At 43.8% G+C, this 22,867-nt stretch carries 20 protein-coding genes; 9 read left to right on the forward strand and 11 right to left on the reverse strand.

The features are described from left to right. Positions 1-182: 182 nt before the first annotated feature. The 4 genes from GQF63_RS07480 to sufB all read right to left on the reverse strand — a co-directional run bounded on the left by GQF63_RS07480 (position 183) and on the right by sufB (position 5,259). A complete protein-coding gene (locus tag GQF63_RS07480; RefSeq protein WP_160368584.1) occupies positions 183-1,421 on the reverse strand; it encodes an MFS transporter in 1,239 nt (412 codons plus the stop codon). A 215-nt stretch (positions 1,422-1,636) separates the two neighbouring features. Beyond that, positions 1,637-2,944 (reverse strand): Fe-S cluster assembly protein SufD, encoded by a 1,308-nt coding sequence (gene sufD, locus GQF63_RS07485; RefSeq protein ID WP_160368585.1) that lies wholly within the window; start codon positions 2,942-2,944, stop codon positions 1,637-1,639. 48 nt (positions 2,945-2,992) lie between these two features. Next, positions 2,993-3,751 (reverse strand): Fe-S cluster assembly ATPase SufC, encoded by a 759-nt coding sequence (sufC, locus tag GQF63_RS07490; protein WP_160368586.1) that lies wholly within the window; start codon positions 3,749-3,751, stop codon positions 2,993-2,995. A gap of 56 nt (positions 3,752-3,807) precedes the next feature. Further along, complete coding sequence (sufB, locus tag GQF63_RS07495) at positions 3,808-5,259, reverse strand: Fe-S cluster assembly protein SufB (RefSeq protein WP_160368587.1); 1,452 nt, start codon at positions 5,257-5,259, stop codon at positions 3,808-3,810. A gap of 331 nt (positions 5,260-5,590) precedes the next feature. Between sufB and GQF63_RS07500 the strand changes: the two genes are divergently transcribed. Continuing rightward, on the forward strand, positions 5,591-6,061 hold the full coding sequence (locus tag GQF63_RS07500; protein WP_093101265.1) for an Lrp/AsnC family transcriptional regulator: 471 nt from the start codon (positions 5,591-5,593) through the stop codon (positions 6,059-6,061). A 7-nt stretch (positions 6,062-6,068) separates the two neighbouring features. After that, positions 6,069-7,133 (forward strand): DUF6695 family protein, encoded by a 1,065-nt coding sequence (locus GQF63_RS07505; RefSeq protein ID WP_160368588.1) that lies wholly within the window; start codon positions 6,069-6,071, stop codon positions 7,131-7,133. On the opposite strand, the gene ung is transcribed toward GQF63_RS07505, so the two are convergent. Then, positions 7,130-7,801: a uracil-DNA glycosylase gene (ung, locus tag GQF63_RS07510; RefSeq protein WP_160368589.1), complete on the reverse strand. Its 672-nt coding sequence runs from the start codon at positions 7,799-7,801 to the stop codon at positions 7,130-7,132. The genes GQF63_RS07505 and ung overlap by 4 nt on opposite strands. A gap of 96 nt (positions 7,802-7,897) precedes the next feature. Here ung and GQF63_RS07515 point away from each other — a divergent pair, with 96 nt between their 5' ends. Continuing rightward, positions 7,898-8,437, forward strand: a complete 540-nt coding sequence (locus GQF63_RS07515) for a tetratricopeptide repeat protein (RefSeq protein ID WP_160368590.1) — start codon at positions 7,898-7,900, stop codon at positions 8,435-8,437. Between the two features lie 610 nt (positions 8,438-9,047). On the opposite strand, the gene GQF63_RS07520 is transcribed toward GQF63_RS07515, so the two are convergent. From GQF63_RS07520 to GQF63_RS07535, 4 genes are all read right to left on the reverse strand, one after another. After that, positions 9,048-9,512 (reverse strand): hypothetical protein, encoded by a 465-nt coding sequence (locus GQF63_RS07520; protein WP_160368591.1) that lies wholly within the window; start codon positions 9,510-9,512, stop codon positions 9,048-9,050. An 11-nt stretch (positions 9,513-9,523) separates the two neighbouring features. Then, positions 9,524-9,997: a DUF4293 domain-containing protein gene (locus GQF63_RS07525; protein ID WP_160368592.1), complete on the reverse strand. Its 474-nt coding sequence runs from the start codon at positions 9,995-9,997 to the stop codon at positions 9,524-9,526. Between the two features lie 77 nt (positions 9,998-10,074). Continuing rightward, on the reverse strand, positions 10,075-12,066 hold the full coding sequence (locus tag GQF63_RS07530) for a tetratricopeptide repeat-containing sensor histidine kinase (protein ID WP_160368593.1): 1,992 nt from the start codon (positions 12,064-12,066) through the stop codon (positions 10,075-10,077). Between the two features lie 76 nt (positions 12,067-12,142). Then, positions 12,143-12,586, reverse strand: a complete 444-nt coding sequence (locus tag GQF63_RS07535) for a hypothetical protein (protein WP_160368594.1) — start codon at positions 12,584-12,586, stop codon at positions 12,143-12,145. A gap of 143 nt (positions 12,587-12,729) precedes the next feature. Between GQF63_RS07535 and truA the strand changes: the two genes are divergently transcribed. Genes truA through GQF63_RS07550 form a run of 3 tightly spaced genes read left to right on the forward strand, consistent with a single transcriptional unit; the run spans position 12,730 to position 16,336 of the window. Beyond that, complete coding sequence (gene truA, locus GQF63_RS07540; RefSeq protein ID WP_160368595.1) at positions 12,730-13,488, forward strand: tRNA pseudouridine(38-40) synthase TruA; 759 nt, start codon at positions 12,730-12,732, stop codon at positions 13,486-13,488. 10 nt (positions 13,489-13,498) lie between these two features. Further along, positions 13,499-15,262, forward strand: coding sequence for an ABC transporter ATP-binding protein (locus GQF63_RS07545; RefSeq protein WP_160368596.1), 1,764 nt, complete (start codon positions 13,499-13,501; stop codon positions 15,260-15,262). Positions 15,263-15,277: 15 nt separating this feature from the next. Then, positions 15,278-16,336 (forward strand): endonuclease/exonuclease/phosphatase family protein, encoded by a 1,059-nt coding sequence (locus tag GQF63_RS07550; protein ID WP_212592493.1) that lies wholly within the window; start codon positions 15,278-15,280, stop codon positions 16,334-16,336. A gap of 77 nt (positions 16,337-16,413) precedes the next feature. Here GQF63_RS07550 and GQF63_RS07555 read toward each other — a convergent pair whose 3' ends face one another. Continuing rightward, positions 16,414-18,447: a M3 family metallopeptidase gene (locus GQF63_RS07555; RefSeq protein ID WP_246163378.1), complete on the reverse strand. Its 2,034-nt coding sequence runs from the start codon at positions 18,445-18,447 to the stop codon at positions 16,414-16,416. A 254-nt stretch (positions 18,448-18,701) separates the two neighbouring features. Between GQF63_RS07555 and GQF63_RS07560 the strand changes: the two genes are divergently transcribed. From GQF63_RS07560 to GQF63_RS07570, 3 genes are all read left to right on the forward strand, one after another. After that, positions 18,702-19,790, forward strand: a complete 1,089-nt coding sequence (locus GQF63_RS07560; protein WP_160368598.1) for a DUF4407 domain-containing protein — start codon at positions 18,702-18,704, stop codon at positions 19,788-19,790. Positions 19,791-19,955: 165 nt separating this feature from the next. Next, positions 19,956-20,708, forward strand: coding sequence for an aspartate/glutamate racemase family protein (locus GQF63_RS07565; protein ID WP_160368599.1), 753 nt, complete (start codon positions 19,956-19,958; stop codon positions 20,706-20,708). A gap of 344 nt (positions 20,709-21,052) precedes the next feature. Then, complete coding sequence (locus GQF63_RS07570; protein WP_160368600.1) at positions 21,053-22,462, forward strand: aldehyde dehydrogenase family protein; 1,410 nt, start codon at positions 21,053-21,055, stop codon at positions 22,460-22,462. On the opposite strand, the gene GQF63_RS07575 is transcribed toward GQF63_RS07570, so the two are convergent. Continuing rightward, positions 22,459-22,815: a Rieske (2Fe-2S) protein gene (locus GQF63_RS07575; RefSeq protein WP_160368601.1), complete on the reverse strand. Its 357-nt coding sequence runs from the start codon at positions 22,813-22,815 to the stop codon at positions 22,459-22,461. The genes GQF63_RS07570 and GQF63_RS07575 overlap by 4 nt on opposite strands. Positions 22,816-22,867: the final 52 nt, after the last annotated feature.

Below are 22,867 nucleotides of genomic sequence, written 5' to 3' on the forward strand. Positions count from 1 at the left end.
GATTGTTTTAAAAATGGTTTGATTTAAACCGATAAGAATATCATTAATTTAGTCACAGCAATTCTACGAAAAAAAAATCAATACTCTGCGGTTTTATGCAACTTCATTTTAAAACAGGCGTAAATTTCCTTGATAAATAGAACAATTTATCGCTAATAAGTAAAAAATAGCGGTTAATATGGTTATACTTCCTGATTCTGCGTTACTCCGTTTCCTAAAGTCATTAAAGAAGGGGTTAAAAAAGACAGCAGACCAATGCCCACCATAAAAATACCGGCAATAATAAAAGCCGTTGCAACCCCTAGGCTGTCGGCAATATTTCCCGCAAACAGGAGCCCGACCAAACTCGGCAGGATAGCAAAACTAAAGTAGAGCGAAAATACACGGCCCAACATTTCCGGTGCCACCTCTTCCTGAATAATCGTCATAAAGGCTGCCGAAAAGATCGACATGCCCATACCGCCAAGACCAGTGACCAGCACAAAAAGATAAAAAGCATCGGCGCTTAAGAGGCCCGACAGCACAAAGGTCAGCCCCAACAGGATATGCATCGCATTCACCAAGACAATCTTTCGAAACGATAGCTTGAAGGCCGATAGTACGGTGCCGCCCAGCAGCATCCCCACTCCCCAAATGCTTTCCACGATGCTCATTTCCAGCTCTGCGCCTTTAAAATGTTCAATCGTTAAGATCGGAAACATAATGGCCACAGGCATAATAGCGACGGTGGCCAGCATGGCATAGAGGAACATGCGGTTGAGTCCTTTATTTTGATGGATGGCATAAAAGCCAAGCTTTAAATCGCGCCAAACTTGTTTAATAGACCCCGAAACCCGCTCACGTTTCGGATTAGGAATCTGCACAAACAATAAGCTGCAAATCGCCAAACAGGCACCGATGATATCCAGGTACAGCACTTTATTAATCGGAAAGGCAGCAATGGCCAAGGCACCTAAAGCCGGCCCGGCAATACTACTGATCGATTGTAACATTTGATTCACCCCAGATACGCGCAACAACTTGTCTTCCGGCACCAATAAAGGAGCAATGGCCTGCATGGCCGGGCTGTGGAAAGCAGAGCCTATAGAACGCAAGGCCATTATGCTATACAACAAGTACAAATTGATGTCGCCCTCTTTTAAAATAAAAGTCATGACAAATGTACAACTGGCAATAAAGGCATCGGCAAAGATCATCACTTTCTTACGATCCCAGCGGTCAATATACACCCCCGCAAATGGGCCAATCAATGCCTGTGGCAGCAAGCCTGCAATGGCAGCATACGCTAATATTTCCGCAGATTTATACGATAAGCTCAGCCACATAATCACGGCAAAGTTTACCGCCGAGCTCGTCAATAGCGATATAAACTGCCCAATCCATATAAATAGGTAGGTTTTAAACCAATTTTTCTTTTCCATAAAATAATCATGTAATACAAATTATACAGCTCCCATCGCGGAGAGCGGCGTGCAATATTTTCTCCTTTAGAACCTAATTAAAGGGTCCAAGGTTTGAAATTGATGGCTGTATAATTACATAAGGTCATACACAAAAGTAAACTATTCCAGTTACTTTCAAAATAAAAAAGCGTTTAAGATTTCTCCTAAACGCTTTCTATACTAAAACTACACTACTAATTACTTTCCAATCCTCGTGCTACCAGCTCTTCCACATACGCCTTAATGGCCTCATTGGAAAACTTCGACGTCACATCGAATGCAAAGGCATGCACCAAAAGAATACGTGCCGACTCTTCGCCGATTCCTCTTGCTCTCAGGTAGAACAAGGCCTCATCGTCAAACTGACCCATGGTACAACCATGCGAACATTTCACGTCGTCAGCAAAAATCTCCAATTGTGGTTTGGTATAAACGGTAGACTTCTCACCAATCAACATATTGTTGTTTTGCTGGAAGGCATTGGTCTTTTGTGCATCCTCGCGCACAAAGATTTTCCCGTTAAATACGGCTGTAGCCTCTTCTTGAGGGATATTTTTATACCATTCGTAGGATTCACAATGTGGTTTCATGTGATCTACGATGGTGTGATTATCAACAAATTGTTTCGCATTCAACAAGTTGATACCGTATAAATGCGACTCCACCTGCTCCGCATCCAAGCGCACGTTGATATCGTTGCGCACAAATGCCGGACCCGGGAAGTTACAGTTGTAATTGTTATACAAACTGTGTTTTTCCTGATATACTTCCGTATGGTTGATGTAATGACCGGTTGTTGCTGCCAGTTGCAAGTAATAATGTTGCACCTTCGCATTCTCTTTTACTACAATCTCCGTCACTTTATTGTTCAGGTTATCCGCCGATCCATCTGCTGTAATAAAGCTTTCCACAAGCTCCAATTCCGCATTTTGCTCCAAAACGATTAAGTTTCTCGTTTGTGCGAAGAAATCTTGACCGCCGGTAGCAATATGCACCAGGTGAATAGGTTTTGATACCACTTTATTCTTGGCTACCGATAAGTAAATACCGGAGGTATGCAAGGCTGTATTCAAAGCAACCATGGCGCTGCCCGTTTTATCGGCATGCTGCGCAAAATGAGCCTGAAAATTGGGCTCCTCTTGGGCATCTTCAATAGACTTTATCGTCAAGCCAATCTCGTCTTCTAGGGAAGAGAAAGCCAACACATATTGTCCATTAACCAATACGATACGATGGGCATCCAATCCAGGGATTTCAGCTACATCGAAATTCAAATGGGCAACATCGACATCTTCGTTCAATACATAGGGTTTATTGATTAAACCGTGGATGTTCGTATATTTCCAATCCTCATTCTTTACGGTTGGGAAACCCAATTCCTGAAAACGTGCGAATGCTTCTTGCCTAATTGCTTTTACAGCAGGCACATCATGGCTCGTTTCCAATTCCTGAAAGCTGCTTGTCAACTGCTGGAATAAGGAGTTTGCTACTAGTGTACTCATGTTATTTGTTATCAATCCGCTCATTACCTCTTTTTTATGTCCTTCCGGTTAGGCGTTTTGCGTATCTAATTCTTTTAACCAGTCGTAACCTTTTTCTTCTAATTCTAATGCCAATTCTTTTGGACCCGATTTGACGATACGTCCATCGTATAATACGTGTACAAAGTCAGGCACGATATAATCCAACAAACGTTGGTAGTGGGTAATCACCACAAATGCATTGTCTTTGGAACGCAACTGATTCACACCGTGAGAAACAATGCGCAAGGCATCGATATCCAAGCCTGAATCGGTTTCATCTAAGATGGCCAATTTCGGATTCAACATCGCCAATTGGAAAATCTCATTTCTTTTCTTCTCACCACCGGAGAAACCTTCGTTCAAAGAACGATTGGCCAAGTTTGCAGAAAACTCCACTAACTTTTGCTTATCCTTCACCATGGTTAAGAATTCTTTGGCTTCCAAAGGAGGAAGACCTTTATACTCGCGAATATCGTTTACTGCAGTCTTCAAGAAGTTGATATTAGATACCCCCGGAATTTCTACAGGATATTGAAAGGCTAAGAACAACCCTTCACGCGCACGATCTTCCGGCGACAGGTCTAATAAATCTTTACCTTCCAACAGCACTTCCCCTTCGCTCACTTCGTAGGTGTCACGACCGGCAAGCACATTGCCTAAGGTACTCTTTCCGGCGCCATTCGGCCCCATGATGGCATGTACCTCACCTGCTTTAATTTCTAAGTTTAATCCTTTTAATATTTGTTTGTCTTCAACAGACGCATGCAAATTTTTAATGCTTAACATATTCTTTCTATTGCGTATTATGAAGGGAGCCAGGCCCCCAGCTGTACTCTAATTTATTAACCTACTGAACCTTCCAAGGAAATGGCCAATAATTTCTGTGCTTCCACAGCAAATTCCATCGGCAATTGATTCAACACTTCCTTCGCATAACCATTCACGATAAGCCCTACAGCTTTCTCCGAATCGATGCCACGTTGGTTTAAGTAGAATACTTGATCTTCCCCAATCTTCGAAGTCGTCGCCTCATGCTCCAGCTTCGCGGTTTTGTTCTTACTCTCGATATAAGGGAAGGTATGCGCGCCACAACGGTCGCCAATCAGTAAACTATCACATTGGGTGAAGTTCCGGGAGTTATCCGCATTCGGACCAATTTTCACCAATCCACGGTAGCTGTTATGGCTTTTGCCCGCAGAAATACCTTTAGAGATAATCTTCGAACGGGTATTCTTACCTAGGTGAATCATTTTTGTACCCGTATCAGCAACCTGCATATTACGCGTCATGGCAACCGAGTAAAACTCACCCACCGAATGATCGCCTTTCAAGATAACCCCTGGATATTTCCAGGTAATGGCCGATCCGGTTTCTACCTGTGTCCAAGAAATCTTAGCGTAATCGCCCTTACAGATACCACGTTTAGTTACAAAGTTGTAAATACCGCCAATACCGTCTTTATCGCCCGGATACCAGTTCTGCACAGTAGAATACTTGATCTCTGCATTCCGCATCGCCACTAATTCTACCACGGCGGCGTGTAATTGATTCTCATCACGCGTTGGTGCCGTACAGCCTTCCAAGTAGGAAACGTAAGAATCTTCGTCAGCAATAATCAGCGTACGCTCAAATTGCCCTGTATTTTGCGCATTGATACGGAAGTAGGTCGATAATTCCATCGGGCAATGCACGCCTTTCGGAATATACACGAAGGACCCATCGGAAAATACCGCCGAGTTCAAAGCCGCATAAATATTATCGGTTTGCGGAACCACCGTTCCTAGGTATTCTTTTACCAAGTCAGGATGTTCCTGAACGGCCTCACCAAAAGAACAGAAGATCACGCCCTTTTCTTTTAGTTTTTCACGGAAGGTAGTTTTTACCGATACGGAATCGAATACCGCATCAACCGCCACTACGCCGGCCAATATTTTCTGTTCATCCAATGGGATGCCTAGTTTCTCGAAGGTGGCTAGTAACTCCGGGTCTACCTCGTCCATGCTTTCCAATTGCTTCTTAGGCTTTGGGGCAGCATAGTAAGACAGGTCCTGGAAGTCTACTTCCGGGTTTTCAAAATTCTGCCAAGTCGGCATCTTCATGGTCAAGAAATGACGAAATGCTTTCAATCGCCATTCCAATAGCCACTCCGGCTCGTTCTTTTTCGCGGAGATTAAACGAACGGTATCTTCATTTAGCCCTTTGGGCGCAATGTCCATTTCAATATCCGTCGTAAACCCGTATTTATATTCCTCGAGCTCTAACTCTTTTAGTAAATCGTCGTCTTTGGTGCTCATATCTCTTTCACTTAGTAGCAAGGCATTGCTGCCTACATGTTTTGAATGGCAAAGTTACGACTTAAAAAGGATAAAACAGTCATCTTTATACCGCTGTAAGGCAGTTTTGCAGAAAAAAAATGACAAATATCATTTATTCAGCTCCTAAGCCTATTTTACCAAAAATATTATGACAATGGCGTGATTAATATAATTAAATTCGATATTTAATGGTTTAACATATAAATATAATCTATTGTAAACCGACCTGAAATCGATAAAAAAACAAATTCCGAATTAAACCAAATATAATTTTGTACATTTAACTTTCGATTACAAATTTGCGTAGCCTATGTCGTACCAACCAGATAAAACAGATCTAAAGATTTTAAAACTTTTACAGGAAAACGGCAGGATCACCAACCTGCAACTTGCCACCAATATTGGCCTGTCTCCTGCGCCAACCCTAGAACGTGTGCGCAAGTTGGAGAACTCAGGCTTTATCAAGAGTTACCATGCTTTCGTCGATGAAGAGAAATTAGGGCTGGGCATTAAATCCTTTATCCAAATCTCCCTCGACTTCCATACCCATAATGCTATTCCTGAATTTGTGGAAGCGGTTCGCGCAATCCCAGAAGTTACCGAATGCCACCACGTTACAGGAAACTGCGATTTTATGCTTAAAGTATATGTGAAAGACATCAAAGCCTATGAAGCTGTTATCATGGAGAAAATCTCGAAAATCCCTTTCGTGAAAACCTTTCAAACCATGATGATCATGTCGACCAGTAAAAAAGAACCGATCGTTCCGTTGGAATATTAATGTTTGAATGCTGTACCCAGATTTTGCTATTATATTAACTTGGCCCGATGCCACTATCCGAGGGGATGAAAAATGGATGATGTTTTTCAAAAAGATCGGTATTGTCAAAAACTTAAACTTTAAAGTGGGACATACCGGGGTGGTCATCGTGGACCACCATACGGGCGAAATGCTATTCTATGACTTCGGGCGCTATATTGCGCCACGTGGCTATGGCCGCGCCCGCTCTAAGGACTCCGACCCTAGACTCAGCATCCAGCTGAAAGCCCAGATTGAAGGCACAAGCATCAAGAATATAGAACAAATCGTCAGTTATTTTGAAACCATAAAGCCGGCCATGTATGGCGAAGGGCGCTTGTTCTTCAATATCGTGCGAGATATTGACTTCCACCAGGCGAAAGCCTATGGCGATTATTGCGTGGAACAGGGCACCTATCCTTACGGTGCTGTCGCCAAAAACAACAATAACTGCTCCCGCTTTATTACCCGCATGCTGATGAAGGCATCCAGTAAATACCATTATTGGCATGGCATCAACTTGCCCGAAACCATTAAAGCAAGCCCCATCAGTAATGTGGTCAATGCGAATAAAGACCGTATCGTCTACAGTTATGCGCCAGAAACCGGCTTGCAAACCTTCCGCATGAACCGCTGGCAATCTTTTGCCTTCCTGCTGAAACAGCTTGGCGATAATGTCTTCCGCAATAAAGCCGAACAATTACCCCCCGACCTGATAATCGGTGCCATGAAATTTGGCTCCAAGCCCATCAGCGTGCCTAAACTCGCCAAATATTTAGGCGGTGTTGGCGATGGTGCCTGGTACTTTTTGAACAAAAGAAATGATGGGGATATTGAAATCAGTCGCTACAGCAGCACGGGCGAGCTGGAATATGTAGTATTAGGCGCAGGCAACGAGGCCTTCAACTTCCACGAGCCTTGGGAAATTGCTTACGACAGCCATCTGCTCTTTACCCACGTGATCCAAAACGGCAAGAAAATACGCATCAAGCATCTTAACCAGCTTCCATTGGACGACTTCCGCTTTAAGAATCTCCAGGAAAGATACGCCTAAACCTGCCAATCAATAGGCTTCAAGCCATGGGCTTGCAAATAGCTATTCGTTTGCGAGAAATGCTTACAGCCGTAGAATCCCCGATAAACCGACAAAGGCGAAGGGTGAACGGCCGTTAAAACCAAATGCTTATTCGCATCAATCAAAGCCGATTTCTTGATGGCATAACTCCCCCACAGTAAAAACACCACATGCTCCTTTTCTTTGGATATCGCTGCAATAACCGCATCGGTAAACCCTTCCCAGCCTTTTTTTTGATGAGAGGCCGCCGTATGTGCACGCACCGTGAGCGTAGCATTCAACAAGAGCACGCCCTGCTGGGCCCATTTGGTTAAATCGCCATGCGTCGGCACATCGAAACCGGCAATATCGCTCTTCAATTCACTGTATATATTCCTTAAGGATGGCGGAATAGCTATGCCGGCAGGAACTGAAAAGGACAAGCCATGTGCCTGCCCATCGTTATGATAAGGATCTTGCCCCAGAATAACCACTTTCACATCCGACAGGGGTGTCAGCTTAAAAGCGTTAAAAACCAGGTCCGCAGGTGGAAAAACCAGGTGCTGCTGCCGCTCGGCCTGCACAAAGGCAGAAAGACCTTGCATTTGGCTTGTTGCAAATAAGGGATTCAGGATGGCTTCCCAGCTGGCATCATAACGTTCAGACATGCTATTTCTCTGTATTATTAGTAATTTTTACCGTCCACATTTGTAAGAGACAGCAAATTAACGGATATTTGCAAACTTACAGGTTAATGTATAATTATGTCAAATATTGTTCGAATTATAATTTGTAGTTTATTGGTCGTGGGAACGGTAGCTTTGTTCTGGATAGGCCAATGGGGTTGGGGAATTCTAGCCATTTTGATAACCATCCTTGCTTGGGTGACGGTATTTTTCAACGAGAAAATGCTTATTGCCCAGTGGTTCTTACGTAAAGAACGCATGGATAAAGCCGAAGTGTGGTTGAAAAAAATCAACAACTATGAAAAGGAATTGATCACCGCGCAGCATGGTTACTACCATATGTTGCTGGGCATGATCGAATCGCAACGCGCACCGCTACAATCAGAGAAATACTTCAAAAAAGCCCTTTCTATGGGCCTGCATATGGATCATAACGTGGCCCTAGCCAAGTTAAGCCTTGCCGGCATCGCTATGGCAAAACGCAACAAACGTGAAGCCGAAAAACTACTGGCCGAAGCCAAAAAAGCAGATAAAAATAAATTGTTGGAAGAGCAAATCAAGATGATGAAATCGCAGATGGGCATGATGGATAAACAACAGTTTAGGTATTCGAGGTAGGTAATAGATTTGAGATGTGAGATTTGAGATGTGAGAACTTTGCTTGCTGTACTTAAACTGCGGCACGCTTACTTAAACGCTACGGCGCGAATTGTCATCGTGAGCGGAGTCGAACGACTGGTACGTCAATGCGATCAAACATATAGCGCTAATTAACAGATTGTTACAACAGCATCTATAACAGCAGGTATTTACCTCCAGAATATTATAAAAAGAAATTTAAAAACGGGTAAGTGTTAACACTTGCCCGTTTCTTTTTTATCACGTATAACTTTCCTACCGAACAAGCTTTTTTAAACTTCTTTTCTTTCCTTTTTTTCTACCCTTGCAACGCCCTTTTCAAAGGGGTTTAATACGGGTGAGAAAGGGGAGTGAAAGGGGAGTAAAAAGGGACTAGACAAAAGATGTGTCTTAGAAAGGCTGTGTTGTAAACAAGTTGATTGATGTTAATGAGATGTTTTTGTAACACGTTGATAATAAACCGTATTTATATGGCGGATTGCATTGACGTACCAGTCGTTCGACTCCGCTCACGATGACAATACGATGACAACACGATGGTAGACCACGATGGCCACATCTGCCGAAGTTCACCTTTAAAAACTTTCCCTTACTTCAAAGGGATTACCGCTTCTAGGAAGCGGCCTTCTTCTTCAAAGGAGGAGAATACCAGCTTTACTTCTTTCGCTTTCTTAATGGCTTCTGATGTGGGGAATATTTTTACTTGAATGGGTACCGGTACATCTTGATGCATCAGGTAATTGAGGTAGTTTTGGCGCTGTGCCAATTGCACGATGACGCGCCCTACTTGCACTGAACTAAACATATGGGGCTTGCTATCGCCGTCAATGAGGTTACTTGCAAATACATTTAACCGGAATTCGCGGGGATTCTTTTCGTAGGAAATGGCGAATAGATCAATCTGTAGGGTGTCGCCTACCGATTTTACGCTTTTCAGGTCGAATTGTATTTCATCGACCATCGTTAGGGATGGGTCGGATGTTTCTTGGGCCATGGCCTTGGGGCTTACCCCTAGGAAGCCCAACAGCAGTATAAGGACTAAAGTTGCTTTCATACCTACTACAATTAACGGAGTCTTTCTGCCGATTTAATCAGCTTCTCGTCGTTGCGGATACCACGGATCGCTAGGCCTAAAAAGATGATGGACACCGGCAATAGGAAAAATCCAATGCCGATATTGCTGGCACCAATACTTTGATTAATCAGATCGAGAATATTATTGGCTGCCACGAACATCCAAATTGCAAATAAGCAGATTAATACCACTTGTAGCATAATTAAGGATAACTGCATTTTGCGGTTTTTATACTTGAAGATTATAAACAAAGGAACCAGGGCTAAAACCACGGTGGCAATTGTCATCAATAAAAAACTAGACTCTTTGCTGGTGACATTGTTTACCGAGGTGTATACGCCTGTCACGTAAATATTTTTCCCCAGGCCTACTAAATCAATATAATTCACATAAGGAAACATGAAAAGACCCAACAAAACAAGACTTGACAATAACAACCATACGGTTTGAATGCGCTGTATCATAGTATAAGATTAAGTATATCTACAAATATAATACAAACAAGTCAAAATGGTTTTAGTTTACGGGCTGATATTCCGTATTAAACGTAAACTTCGATATCGATATTTGTGCCTTTGCCGATTTCGGAGTGGATATCCATCTTGCCACGGAAATAATCCACCCGCATTTGCACATTCTTCAACCCCGCGCCGGCATCTGTATCGGCATCGAAAAGTGCCGTCCGAAAGCCCTGCCCGTTGTCCTCCACGGTAATCAGCACCACGCGATCTTCCAAACTGCACTGCACCAGAATCTGGCTGGCACCGGCATGTTTCAACGCATTGTACAGTAGCTCTTGAATAATGCGGTACAGGTGAGTCTGTTGTTCCTTGCTGAGGCTTTGGAACTCGCCATAGCATTGCAGCTCAATATTGGTTTGGCTGTTTTGAAGGCTGTTGCAAAGGTCTGCTAGGGACACCTCAAAACCAAAACGGCGTAAGGCCTCGGGCATCAGGTTATGCGAGATGCGGCGCATCTCGGCGATGGCTCCATCCATATCCCCCAACACCGATTTGATCTTGGAATTGGGCTGATCGTGCGCCAAATCGAGCATTTTATATTTGATGGAGGCCAATACCGATCCGAGTCCGTCGTGGAGATCCCTGGATAGTCGGTTGCGTTCTTTCTCCTCCCCCTGCAGCATGGCATCCATGGAGCGTAACTGCTGTTTCTGCTGCTCTTCCAGCAATTTCTGTTTGTTATTAATCTCCTGCTGTTCTAGGAGTCGCTTATTTTTTTGTTGATTCTTAAAAATCATGATGATGACCAACAACAAGATGAAGGCGACCAAAAACACCACCAAACGGGTATTGCGAACCGCCAGTTCGGATTTTTCCTTATCGGCTTTGAGGATCTTGATTTCACTTTCCCGTTCCAGGGCTTTGTAGCGCGCATTATAATCCAGCATAGACTCCTTAATCTTCCGATTGAAGAGGGTATCTCGCAATTGTCGGTATTTATTCCCCCAGGCATTCGCTTGTTTATAATCGCCTAGCTTCTCATAGATAATCTGATAGCGTGAAGCGGTATTCAGGCTATCTTGGAAAAAGCGGTAAGCATTCCCTTTGTAAAGGGAATCATGGGTCAACATGGTTTTTAAGGCCTGTTTATAATCGCCTTGATCGCAATATAAGAGGGCCAATTGGTACTGCGTAGCCGTTAAGGCCTTCCTGTCGGCTGGGTTTTGGGTTTTTAGGGCATTTATATTTTGCTGATAGGCCTTAATGGAGGCTGGAAAATCCTTCTTATAGCGGTAATAGACGCCTTTGTTGTAGTAATAATCAGCGAGGGGAATTTCCTGCTGATGTTTTCGGTAAAAGCGTTCGTAATTGCGGTTCAACAAGTCTAATTGGGGCAGGCGTTTTAAATAGCCTTCTGACACGAACAGCATTTTGTAGCATTCATTCAATATCCAGGGGTCGTAGGGTCCCTGTTCCAATTGGTTGCTTGCTTGGTTCAGGTATTTACTGGCTTCCACATATTGTAGGTTATTCCAAAAGCCTAGGCCTATTTTATAGTTTAAGGAGCCGATAACGACGGAATCTTTCGTCAATAGGGCAACGGGCAGGGCTTCCTTCATCAGCACCTCCATCATCATGACGATATTATCGCGCCATTGGTAAATGGTGGCGAGGTTTGCCAATGAGCGGGCCCGCATCTTGATGGCAATGGGGTTGGAGAAGCCTTTTAGCGCCTGATCGGCTTTGCGAAACAGACCTAAGGCCTTTTCGGTATCATAATCCATAAAAAACAAACCTTGGTAGGTCAGTCCGATGGCCGACCATAGGGCATTGCCGGCACTGTAGGCCAGGGCTTTTTCCAAGTAGATATGCGCCTGCGTAGAATCGGAATAGGAATAGTACAGGGAAAGCTCGAATAAGGGTGCTGCCTTTTCGAGGTTATTTTCCTTGCGGTCGATTTCTCGCTTCAAGGAGTCTATTTCTTTTTGATAAGGAATTTGCGGTACCGCCCGGAGCCTAGCAGGTAATAAGATGCCGATCATCAGCAGGAGCAGGTAGCACTTGGTCCTCATGGTTATTGTTGGTAGAAAGAATAAAATAGGCAGTGCCCCCACTGCCTAAGACATTTATAGTATAAAGATAAAAAAATTATAGCTTGATGCTAATGCTATCCTCCTCAATAGCTTGCACCGATTCATCGGTTATTTTGGGGTTGGCCTTTTTCAGCAATTCAAAAAGGGCGTCGCTTTCCCCTTTGTACTGCACTTCTATACTGGAAACCTTCGTTTGAAATTTCAATTTCACTTCGCCAACTTGTTTTTCGGTTTCCAAGCTGGTACTTAAGGCTTTCAAATCGGCTAGTTTAATACCCTCAATGGATACGGTAATGACCTGGGCAGCCTCCCCCTTTTTCCCTAATAGATTGCTTAGGGTTCCACCAATACGGCCGGCCTTTTCCGTGCTGTTTTCCACCTTATTACCCGTTCGTTCTACTTTATTTAAGGTGCGGTCCAATTTATCTAAAAAGCCCTGGGCTTTCACGCTATGGGTACTGCACAGCAGGCAGATGACCCAAATCATTACGTTCTTCATGGTTTATTAATATTAGTTCATTACGAAGGTAGGGAGGCTAAACAAGAGAAGCTATACCCAGATTTCAGTCATTTTTTGTACTTGAAAACCTGTACAAGCACAGAAGAATTTCAGCATCGCACAGTTTTACTTACCTTTGCACAGTGGAAGAACAGGCAGCACGATATTTTTTGGAAATAGCCTATAATGGCACCGCTTACCATGGTTGGCAAGTACAAGACAACGCCATCAGTGTACAGCAAAAATTAAATGAAGCCCTGGCGGTTTTATTGCGAGCACCTGTAGAAACGGTGGGTGCCGGCAGGACCGACACGGGCGTACATGCCCGCCAACTGTATGTGCATTTCGACAGTGCTGCAGCAAGCCTAGCACAAGGAGAGCGCTTTGTGCATTCTTTAAATGCCCTATTGCCTCACGACATTGTGGTGTATCGGCTTCTTCCTGTCGCTAGCGATGCGCATGCCCGTTTTGATGCCAGTGCACGAAGCTATGAGTACCACATCCACTTTCAAAAAGATCCTTTTTTGCAACATCAATCCTGGCAATTACGCGATAGACCGGATGTAGCACGCATGAATGAAGCGGCCAAGGATTTATTGGGCAAACAGGATTTCAGTTGTTTTAGCAAATCACACACGCAGGTGTTTACCAATATCTGCCACATAACGCACGCAGCATGGCTGATAGAAGAAGATCGTTTGATATTTCATATTTCAGCCGATCGTTTTCTCCGTAATATGGTTCGTGCCATCGTGGGTACCCTCCTAGAAGTGGGCTTGGGGAAAAAACCTGTAGACCACGTAAAATCGGTGATCGCCAGTCAGGATCGTGCAAAAGCCGGGACTTCCGTGCCCGCCTGTGGCCTATATTTAACAAAAGTTTCGTATCCTTATATTACTTAAACCCGCGAACTTGGAAAAAGAATCTATCTCTGGAAAAGCATATGACAGTACCCTATTAAGTCGTTTGGCGAAGTATATTCGCCCCTATCGAACGATTTTCTGGGTATCGGTGGTCTTAACGATATTATTGGCCGCCGTAGCACCGGCCCTGCCCTTATTGGTAGAATATACCCTGGATAAATACATCCTCTCGGGTAACAGCGCCGGCCTAACGGAAATGCTGTTGCTGATGCTTGCCCTATTGGTTGCCCAGACCTTGATTCGGTATTTCCACACCTTAATGACCAATACCCTGGGGCAATCCGTTATCCGGGACATCCGGATTCAAGTGTTCAACCATATTACCAACCTGCGCTTAAAATTCTTCGATAATACCCCAATTGGCCGATTAATTACCCGTACCATTTCTGACTTGGAAACGATTGCCAATATTTTTTCGGAAGGGTTGATTCAGATTATCGGCGACCTTCTGCAGCTGGTGGTGATTTTAGGGGTGATGTTCTATACGGATTGGCGCCTGACCTTAGTGGTGCTGATTCCGATGCCTTTGATGATTGCGGCGACCTATATTTTTAAGGAAGCGATGAAATCGGCCTTTCAGAGTGTTCGCCTGTGGGTATCTAACCTGAACACCTTTCTGCAGGAGCATATCACCGGTATGGCCGTTATCCAATATTTTGCGCGCGAAGAACAGGAGATGCGCAAGTTTAAAGAAATTAATGCGGAGCATCGAAATGCCCATATCCGGGCGAACTGGTATTTCTCGATCTTCTTCCCGGTGCTGGAGGTTATTGTAGCGATAGCTACGGGATTGTTAGTTTGGTATGGCTCGAAGCAAATTCTGGCGGATGCCATTTCGCCGGGTGTAGTCGTGGCCTTTATCATGTATATCAATATGATCTTCCGCCCGATTCGCGAGCTGATCGATAAATTCAACACCCTACAGATGGGTATGGTGTCTGCAGAGCGTATTTTTGATGTGTTAGATACCGATGAATTTACCCCTTATCATGGCGATTATAAGCCGGCACATGTTGCGGGCTCGATAAGCTTTAAAAATGTATGGTTCGCCTATAACGAAGAGAAATGGGTGCTGAAAGACATTAGTTTCACCGTTCAGCCGGGGGAGACCTTGGCCTTGGTGGGTGCTACGGGCGCGGGGAAATCCTCTATTATTAATATTTTGAGTCGTTTTTACGAAATCCAGAAAGGGGAAATCTTGCTGGATGGCGTGGATATTCGGGAATATGACCTGAGCTTTCTGCGGCAAACCATCGCCACCGTATTGCAGGATGTTTTCTTATTTTCGGATAGCGTGCTGAATAATATCCGCTTAAACAACCCGAAGATCAGCATGGACAGCATTGTGGATGCATCGAAAAAGGTGGGTGCCTACGATTTTATCATGCGTTTGCCGGGTAATTTTGATTATCAGGTGCAGGAACGCGGCTCGACTTTATCAGCCGGGCAGGCCCAATTGATCTCTTTTATTCGCGCCTTGGTGCACGACCCTAAAATACTGATCTTGGATGAGGCAACATCATCCATTGATACCGAAACGGAGTTATTGATTCAACATGCCATCGATAATTTAATGGATGGACGCACCTCTATTGTAATTGCCCACCGCCTATCCACGATTCAGAAAGCCGATAAAATTATTGTGCTGGATAAGGGCGAGATTATGGAGATGGGAAGCCACCATGAGCTGCTGGACATGGACGGGCATTACAAGCGTTTATATGACCTGCAGTTTAATTCGGCGGGGATATAAATAATAACCCTAATTATGAAAAAACAGGTGAAAAATCTCTTCCGCCAACTTATCTTGGCTGCGATGATGCTGTCCTGCGGATGCTGTCTGGCCAATAATCCGCCGAAACAATTACGCGTATTTCAACTTAATATTTGGCAGGAGGGCACGATTGTGCCTGGTGGCTATGAGGGCATCATCGAGGAGATTGTAGACAAAGATCCGGATGTGGTCTTGCTGAGTGAGGTCAGAAATTATCAGGGGAAAGATTTGGTGCAGCGCCTGCTGGCTTCCCTGAAAGCCCGCGGTTTAACCTTCTATGCCGAATCGAGCCATGCATCCCTAGATGTAGCGGTATTAGCTAAATACCCTATTGAAGAGCAGATGCCTTTGTATAAGCCCGAGGAGCAAATTGGTGCCGTATTAAAAACAAAAATTATTGTTCATGGTAAGCCTTTTCTGTTTTATTCGGTGCATTTAGATTATAAGGATTACGCCTGTTACTTACCTCGTGGCTATAATGGGGCGACTTGGGAACGCATGGACCATATCATTAGCGATGTGGACGAGATAATGACCGCAAACCGTAAAAGCATGCGCGATGAAGCCATTCGTGATATTATTGCAGACAGCAACAGGGAGTCGAAGGAGCAAACCATCATCATTGCGGGCGACTTTAACGAACCGTCGCATTTGGATTGGACCAAGGCTACCCAAAATATGTTCGATCATAACGGAGCCATTGTTCCTTGGGATTGCTCGGTGATGCTGCAGGAAGCTAAATTTATCGATGCCTTCCGTAAGCAGTACCCGAACCCGGTGAGCCATCCGGGCTTTACCTTTCCCGCTTACAATAAGGATGCTGAATTTAAAAAGCTAACTTGGGCTCCCCTAGCCGATGATCGGGATAGAATTGATTATATTTATTATAAGCCTGACAAACAGGTTAAGTTAAAAGACATTAAAATTGTTGGGCCAGTAGAGACCATTCGCTATGGTAAGATAGCCCCAAAGGATAGCAAGGATATTTTCCTGACGCCAAAATCCATTTGGCCAACAGACCATAAAGGATTACTCGCCATCTTCAGCTGGTGATAAAAAAAAGCGGTTGTCCATGATGGACAACCGCTTTTTTTATGTATAACCTTCTTTGAAAGAAGGATATTTCTAGCTTAGTTTAAGCCTCTTTTTTCCATTAAGTATACCGGATTTGGATCGGCACCACGGAATTTGCGGTACATTTCTGCCGGGTTTCCGGTTCCCCCTTTTTCAAGGATATTGCTACGGAAAGAAGCGGCAGTAGCTTGATCGTACAGGCCTTTTTCTTTGAAAGCAGCAAAGGCATCGGAATCCAATACTTCAGACCAGATATAGCTGTAATAACCTGCAGAATAGCCTCCTGAGAAGATATGTTGGAAATAAGTACTTCTATAACGCGGGATAATCGCGTCGATTAATCCGATTTTGCTCATAGCAGCCTTCTCGAAATCATTGGCTTTACCGCTTACTGGTTTTGTTGCAGCATGGTAATTCATATCTAAGATCGAAGCGGCAAGGTATTCCACAGTAGCGAATCCTTGATCGAAGGTTCCTGCTTTTTGCATTTTCTCAATCAACGCATCTGGAATAGCTTCTTTTGTTTGGTAATGCTTGGCGTAAGATTTTAACACTTCCGGATCGCCGGCCCAGTTTTCCATAATCTGAGATGGCAACTCCACGAAATCACGTGGTACAGATGTTCCGGCAAGGCTTCTGTGTTTTACGTTCGAGAACAAGCCGTGTAGGGCATGTCCGAACTCGTGGAACAAGGTTGTGGCCTCATCAAAAGTTAATAAAGCCGGGTTATCTCCTACCGGTTTCGTAAAGTTACATACGATAGAAATAACAGGAGCTACACGTTTGCCATCCTTACGGCTTTGCGCACGGTAAGAAGTCATCCAAGCGCCTGAGCGTTTTGACTCACGTGGGAAGAAATCAGCATATAACAAGCCTAAGTGTGAACCATCTTTATCGCGTACTTCGTATACTTCCACTTCCGGATGGTATACAGGCACATTATTTAAAGCGACAAAGCTGATTCCCCACAGTTTGTTTGCCGTTTCGAAAGCACCTTCACGAACAGCTGGTAAGCTGAAATACGGCTTAATTTCCTCTTCGTTTAAGGCATATCTCGCTTTACGGATTTTCTCCTGGTAATAGCGCCAATCGTAAGGAGCTACTTGGAAAGTGTCTTTAGCAGCGTTGATTTCCTTTTGAATATCGGCCGCTTCTAACTTGGCTTTTGCTAAAGCTGGCGTCCACAATTTATTCAATAAGGCATTTACGTTGCTTGGATTTTCAGCCATAGACTCTTCCAATACATAAGCTGCATGAGAGTCATAGCCCAATAATTTAGCTTTCTCTAAACGAAGGTTGGCAATTTTAACCAGGGTTTCATTGTTATCTAAGGTATTGCCATGATTACCTTTCAACTGATAGGCTTCCCAAATTTGCTTGCGCAATTCACGGTTATCCGCATATTGTAAGAATGGCATAATGGAAGGGTTTTGCAATGTAAATACCCATTTACCTTCTTTATTTCTTGCTTTGGCTTCATTGGCAGCTGCCGTTTTCAATTCTTCCGGCAGGCCGGCAAGGTCTTCCGCTTTATCGACAACCAATTCAAAAGCATTCATCTCGGCCAATAGGTTTTGACCAAATTGGGTGGTCAAAACGGAAAGGTCCGCATTGATTTTCTTTAATTTTTCTTTATCAGCGTCTTTCAGGTTAGCTCCTGCGCGCACAAAACCTTTATAGGTTTCTTCTAATAGTTTTTGATCTTCTGCATCAAGGCCTAAACCTTCTTTATTCGCATATACAGCTTTTACACGGTCGAACAATTTCGCATTTAAGGAAATCTCATCAGAGTGCGCAGATAAAACCGGGGCTAAATCTTTCGCTATGGCTTGAATCGAATCATTGGTATTGGCAGAATTCAAGTTATAAAACACGGTAGATACACGACTTAATAATTGTCCTGCCTTTTCAAGAGCAAGAATGGTATTCTCGAAGGAAGGCTCCTGATCGTTGTTCAGAATGGAATCTACTTCGGTATTATGTTTGGCTAGGGCCTCCTCAAAAGCAGGTCTAAAGTGCTCATCCTTAATCTGATCGAATGGAGGAACTTCAAAGGGGGTTTCGTATGCCGTTAATAATGGGTTTTTCAAATCTTCAGTTTTTTGTGTACTGTTTTGGTTGTTACACCCTACGATTAAGCTTGCCACAACAGCTAGGCAGGGTAAAAAACTTCTTTTGTTCATTATTCGTTCTTTTAATTCAAATTTTGTGCAAAGGTAATATAATTTAACTAATTATAACTATTTGCGATCTGCTGGGATTTGTGATAATATGCAGATTTTTTCGGTAATTTGCTGTAACAATTACGCTAATTAAGCGTCTAATAGACAAAGATTTAAAAAGCATGAAATCATTTTTCTGGTGGTGCGCCGGTGTACACCGCGAAACCTTGGAGCGATACCCGGAGGAACATAATAAATACATCAGTATTGGCGCAACCATATTCTTTACTGGATTATTCGCCGCCCTGGCAGGTGGTTATGCGCTTTATTTTGTGTTTAGCGGCTCCCCCTTCGCGATTTTCTACGCCCTTATTTTCGGGCTGATTTGGGGATTGGCGATCTTCAACCTCGACCGCTACATTGTATTGAGTATTGACAAAAACAGGAATGCCGCCAAGCAGTTACTGCAAGCCTTGCCCCGGATTTTACTCGCCATATTAATTGGTTTGATTATCTCCAGGCCTTTGGAGCTCAAGATTTTTGACAAAGAGATTCGGGAATATTTACGCACGGAATACCTGGTGCAGCAAAATGCGAAAATAGACACCTTAAATAAAACCTTCGAGAACAAGTACCTCGTGGAATATGGGCAACTGAATACCTTGAAAACACAGGCTGACTCTTTAGAAGCGAGTATTAAAACTTCGCGCCAACAGTTAAATCATGAGATTTTCGGGACCAAAACCGATGAAACCTCGGGCGTAATGGGCTATGGCCCTTACGCGAAAATGAAGGAGTCCGCCCTGAATCAACAACAAAACTACCTCGACACCCTACGCGGAAGAATACAACAAAAGGAATCGACCTTATTGCAGCGAAAGGGCGCTGAGGGCCTATTGGATCAACGCATCCTCTCGGATAAATCTTTGGATAGCGCCATCAATGTGGCCGGATTTGCTGACCGCAATGCGGCCTTGAGTAATTTGCATAAAAAGCCCGATGGTACCGTAAATAAAAGCACGGAAAATGCCGTCATATTTATTGCCTTGTTGTTTATCTTCTTTGAATGCCTACCGGTGTTTGTGAAGCTGATGAGTGGCAAAGATGCCTACGATAATGCCTTAAGAAACCAACGGGAAATTCACGATTACGAATCGGATAGCGGCGTACGTGTTGAAAAAACAGCAATCGATAAAATTGAAGATTATCGCGTAGACGCATCTATAAAAAAACGAATGGACAAGCTTCAAGCTGAGTTTGAAGAATCTTAACAAGCCAGACTTCCAAAAGACACTAACCCGCTTTTTGTAAGCTAGTTACCACATACGCCAATACCTGCTATAAAATATAAAAGCGGTATTGGCGTTATTTTTGAACAATACCTTAGGCTTGCTTACGGGCAATAGCCCGAGCGGTTGGATTTAAATTGGAGTGTTATGATTGGAATTATTGGAGGCGTAGGACCTTTAGCAGGTATAGATATCGCCAGAAAGATTATGGAGGAAACTCTTGCACATACAGATCAAGAACATCTTCCCGTTTTATTATCATCACAGCCTAACCGTATTCCGAATCGATTGGAATACTTGATGGGTGTGGAACCACGCAACCCCGGCCATGCCATTGCTGAAATAAGTATGGAACTGGAAAAAACCGGCGCCACGGTCATCGGGATGCCGAGTAACACGGCTCATACCCCGCCTATTTTTGACCTGATACAAGCGGAACTGGCCAAACAGGGTTCGCAAGTGCGCTTCCTGCACATGATTGAAGAAATGGCACACTATATTCAGCAAGAACATCCCGATAAAACTGTAGGTGTGTTGGCAACGAATGGCACCCGCAATAACGGACTCTATAAAAACACCTTTGAAAAGCTAGGTATGGCATGTTTGCAACCATCTGAAAGCATGCAGACCAAAGTGCATGAAGCCATTTATGATAAAACATACGGCATTAAATACGTCTCCTCGCCTGTTACAAATCGTGCCCACGATGCCTTAGTAGCAGCTATTCAAGAGTTAAAACATCAGGGGGCACAATTGGGGGTATTTGGCTGTACCGACATCCCCATGGCCTTAAAAGAAAAATCGTACAATGGACTACCCGTCCTGGATCCAAATAGGATTTTAGCACGCGCCCTTATTCAAGCGACTAGCCCGGAAAAACTAAAAACAGACGATCATTAAATTACTTGGAAAAATATTTTTCTAAGACAACAGGCATTCCGTTGTTTGTTGATTTTTTTAAAAAAGTTTGTGACAAACAGAAAAGTTTTCCATTTATTTGCAGCAATAATTTCCCTTTTAATCCTTTGCAAGTTGACTTGCGAAGACCTAAACTAAAGGAAATCATGAGGCAAGGAAAAACAAAATGCCAGCATTCAACTGATTTGGCATGGGCTATACATAATAGCTGAATAAAGTGATTAAATCCTATGAATCACATATGAAACCTGGACAAGTATGCTTGCTCAGGTTTTTTTATGCCCTAAACTTTGATTTTTTGTATATTTATAAGAATAGGAACACACATGGCTTACACGACCTTTCAGGAAATTGATTCCATATATCAGCAGCAGCAACAATATCAAGACAGCGCAAAACACAGTACCGCAGCACAGCGCTTAAAACTATTAAAACAGCTATTGGCAGCACTTAAAGCGAAGGAGGATGCCATCCAGAAAGCGCTCTATCAAGATTTCCACAAGTCGGCCATGGAAACGGCCATTACCGAGCAATTCGCGGTTGAATTTGAACTCAAGCACATCATTAAACATTTACGCAAGTGGATGAAGAATCGTTCTGCCGGCCGCTCGTTGATGCTTCCTAACGTACGCGCTTATTTACACTTTGAAGCCAAAGGCCAGGCGCTAATCATTACACCTTGGAACTATCCCTTTCAACTGCCTATGTTTCACCTGGCAGCTAGCGTGGCCGCAGGCAACGTAACGATGCTCAAGCTATCGGAATTAGCGGTGCATACCAATCAGGTCGTGAAGGAAATTATTCAGGAAGTATTCCCTATCGCGCATGTTGCCGTGATAGAGGGAGAAGTTGCAGAAACCAGTTATCTGCTGAATAAGCGTTTTGACCATATCCATTTTACCGGTTCACCGGCGGTCGGAAAAATTGTAATGGCCGCTGCCAGCAAGCACCTCACCGACATTACCCTGGAACTGGGTGGTAAATCGCCAGCCATTCTGGATAAGAATGTAGCCTTGGAAACCGCTGTAAAGAACATTATTTGGGCAAAATTTGTGAATGCTGGCCAGACCTGCGTGGCGCCAGATTATGTGCTTGCCCCTCGCCAACTGAAACTTCAATTGGAACAAGCTTTTAAAACAGAAATAGAAGAGGCTTTTGGCAAGAATCCACAGCACTCACCTGACTTCGCACGCATCATTAATGAGAAGCATTTTAAGCGCTTGAGCCAAGCCTTGGAGGAAGCCAAGCCATTGGGTACCCAAGTGCTGACCGGAGGCGATATGGATGCCAAGGAATGCTACATCGCGCCAACCGTAGTGAGCAATGTGGCCATGAACAATAGCCTGATGCAGGAGGAAATATTTGGCCCTATTCTTCCCATTGTGTATTATAACCAAATAAACGAGGCGATCAAATTCGTAAATGGAAAAGAAAAACCATTAGCACTCTATATTTTCAGTAAGGACGATAAGTTTAGTAACCATGTGCTGCGCCATACCAGTGCCGGGTCGACCTGCATTAACGACGCCATGATTCAGATTATGCATCCGAATCTTCCATTTGGCGGGGTAAATAATTCGGGCTTGGGACAGTCTACAGGTTGGTATGGTTTTAAGGCCTTTTCGCATGAACGTGCCGTTGCCGACGTGAAGCTTCTCCCGGTATCTAAAGTATTCTGGTTCCCTTATACCGAGAAGACATTCAAAATCCTCCGTTGGATGAAAAAACTCATCTAACCGAAGATCTTATTCCATAGGCTTTTCTTAATCCCCACATAAAACTCATTATCCTCCTTCTTCAAAGGATAGATACGGATATAATTATGTTGTTTTTCATCACCTTGCCCGGTTTCTATATTGAAACGATGGCGATGGAAGGGACAGATCAGCTTACCATCCTCGCACCAACCATGGGTAAGATCAGCTCCGGCATGTGGACAACGGCTACTGGTGACAGATAATACATTGTTCTCCCGGATGAGGCAGAGCTTCTTTCCGGCAACATGCAGGGCTTTTACATAGTTCCTACTTTCATCAATCTTTACCGGCACCTTGTGCCATACCAATTCATCGTCTTCAAATTCTTCCATCCTATAAATTTCAGGCTTTTTATCTAAAATAAAAAGGCCATTCTGTTCGAAT

Source organism: Sphingobacterium humi (assembly GCF_009768885.1).
Classification (GTDB): Bacteria; Bacteroidota; Bacteroidia; order Sphingobacteriales; family Sphingobacteriaceae; genus Sphingobacterium; species Sphingobacterium humi.

Excerpts from the sequence above, each read along its gene's own strand:
- GQF63_RS07530 (WP_160368593.1), bottom strand. The coding sequence starts at position 12,066 with ATGAGGACCAAGTGCTACCTGCTCCTGCTGATGATCGGCATCTTATTA.
- GQF63_RS07550 (WP_212592493.1), top strand. The coding sequence starts at position 15,278 with ATGAAAAAACAGGTGAAAAATCTCTTCCGCCAACTTATCTTGGCTGCG.
- GQF63_RS07525 (WP_160368592.1), bottom strand. The coding sequence starts at position 9,997 with ATGATACAGCGCATTCAAACCGTATGGTTGTTATTGTCAAGTCTTGTT.
- GQF63_RS07535 (WP_160368594.1), bottom strand. The coding sequence starts at position 12,586 with ATGAAGAACGTAATGATTTGGGTCATCTGCCTGCTGTGCAGTACCCAT.
- GQF63_RS07575 (WP_160368601.1), bottom strand. The coding sequence starts at position 22,815 with ATGGAAGAATTTGAAGACGATGAATTGGTATGGCACAAGGTGCCGGTA.
- GQF63_RS07515 (WP_160368590.1), top strand. The coding sequence starts at position 7,898 with ATGTCAAATATTGTTCGAATTATAATTTGTAGTTTATTGGTCGTGGGA.
- GQF63_RS07480 (WP_160368584.1), bottom strand. The coding sequence starts at position 1,421 with ATGGAAAAGAAAAATTGGTTTAAAACCTACCTATTTATATGGATTGGG.
- GQF63_RS07560 (WP_160368598.1), top strand. The coding sequence starts at position 18,702 with ATGAAATCATTTTTCTGGTGGTGCGCCGGTGTACACCGCGAAACCTTG.
- GQF63_RS07565 (WP_160368599.1), top strand. The coding sequence starts at position 19,956 with ATGATTGGAATTATTGGAGGCGTAGGACCTTTAGCAGGTATAGATATC.
- ung (WP_160368589.1), bottom strand. The coding sequence starts at position 7,801 with ATGTCTGAACGTTATGATGCCAGCTGGGAAGCCATCCTGAATCCCTTA.
- GQF63_RS07520 (WP_160368591.1), bottom strand. The coding sequence starts at position 9,512 with ATGAAAGCAACTTTAGTCCTTATACTGCTGTTGGGCTTCCTAGGGGTA.
- sufD (WP_160368585.1), bottom strand. The coding sequence starts at position 2,944 with ATGAGTACACTAGTAGCAAACTCCTTATTCCAGCAGTTGACAAGCAGC.
- GQF63_RS07505 (WP_160368588.1), top strand. The coding sequence starts at position 6,069 with ATGCTGTACCCAGATTTTGCTATTATATTAACTTGGCCCGATGCCACT.
- sufC (WP_160368586.1), bottom strand. The coding sequence starts at position 3,751 with ATGTTAAGCATTAAAAATTTGCATGCGTCTGTTGAAGACAAACAAATA.
- GQF63_RS07570 (WP_160368600.1), top strand. The coding sequence starts at position 21,053 with ATGGCTTACACGACCTTTCAGGAAATTGATTCCATATATCAGCAGCAG.
- sufB (WP_160368587.1), bottom strand. The coding sequence starts at position 5,259 with ATGAGCACCAAAGACGACGATTTACTAAAAGAGTTAGAGCTCGAGGAA.
- GQF63_RS07500 (WP_093101265.1), top strand. The coding sequence starts at position 5,591 with ATGTCGTACCAACCAGATAAAACAGATCTAAAGATTTTAAAACTTTTA.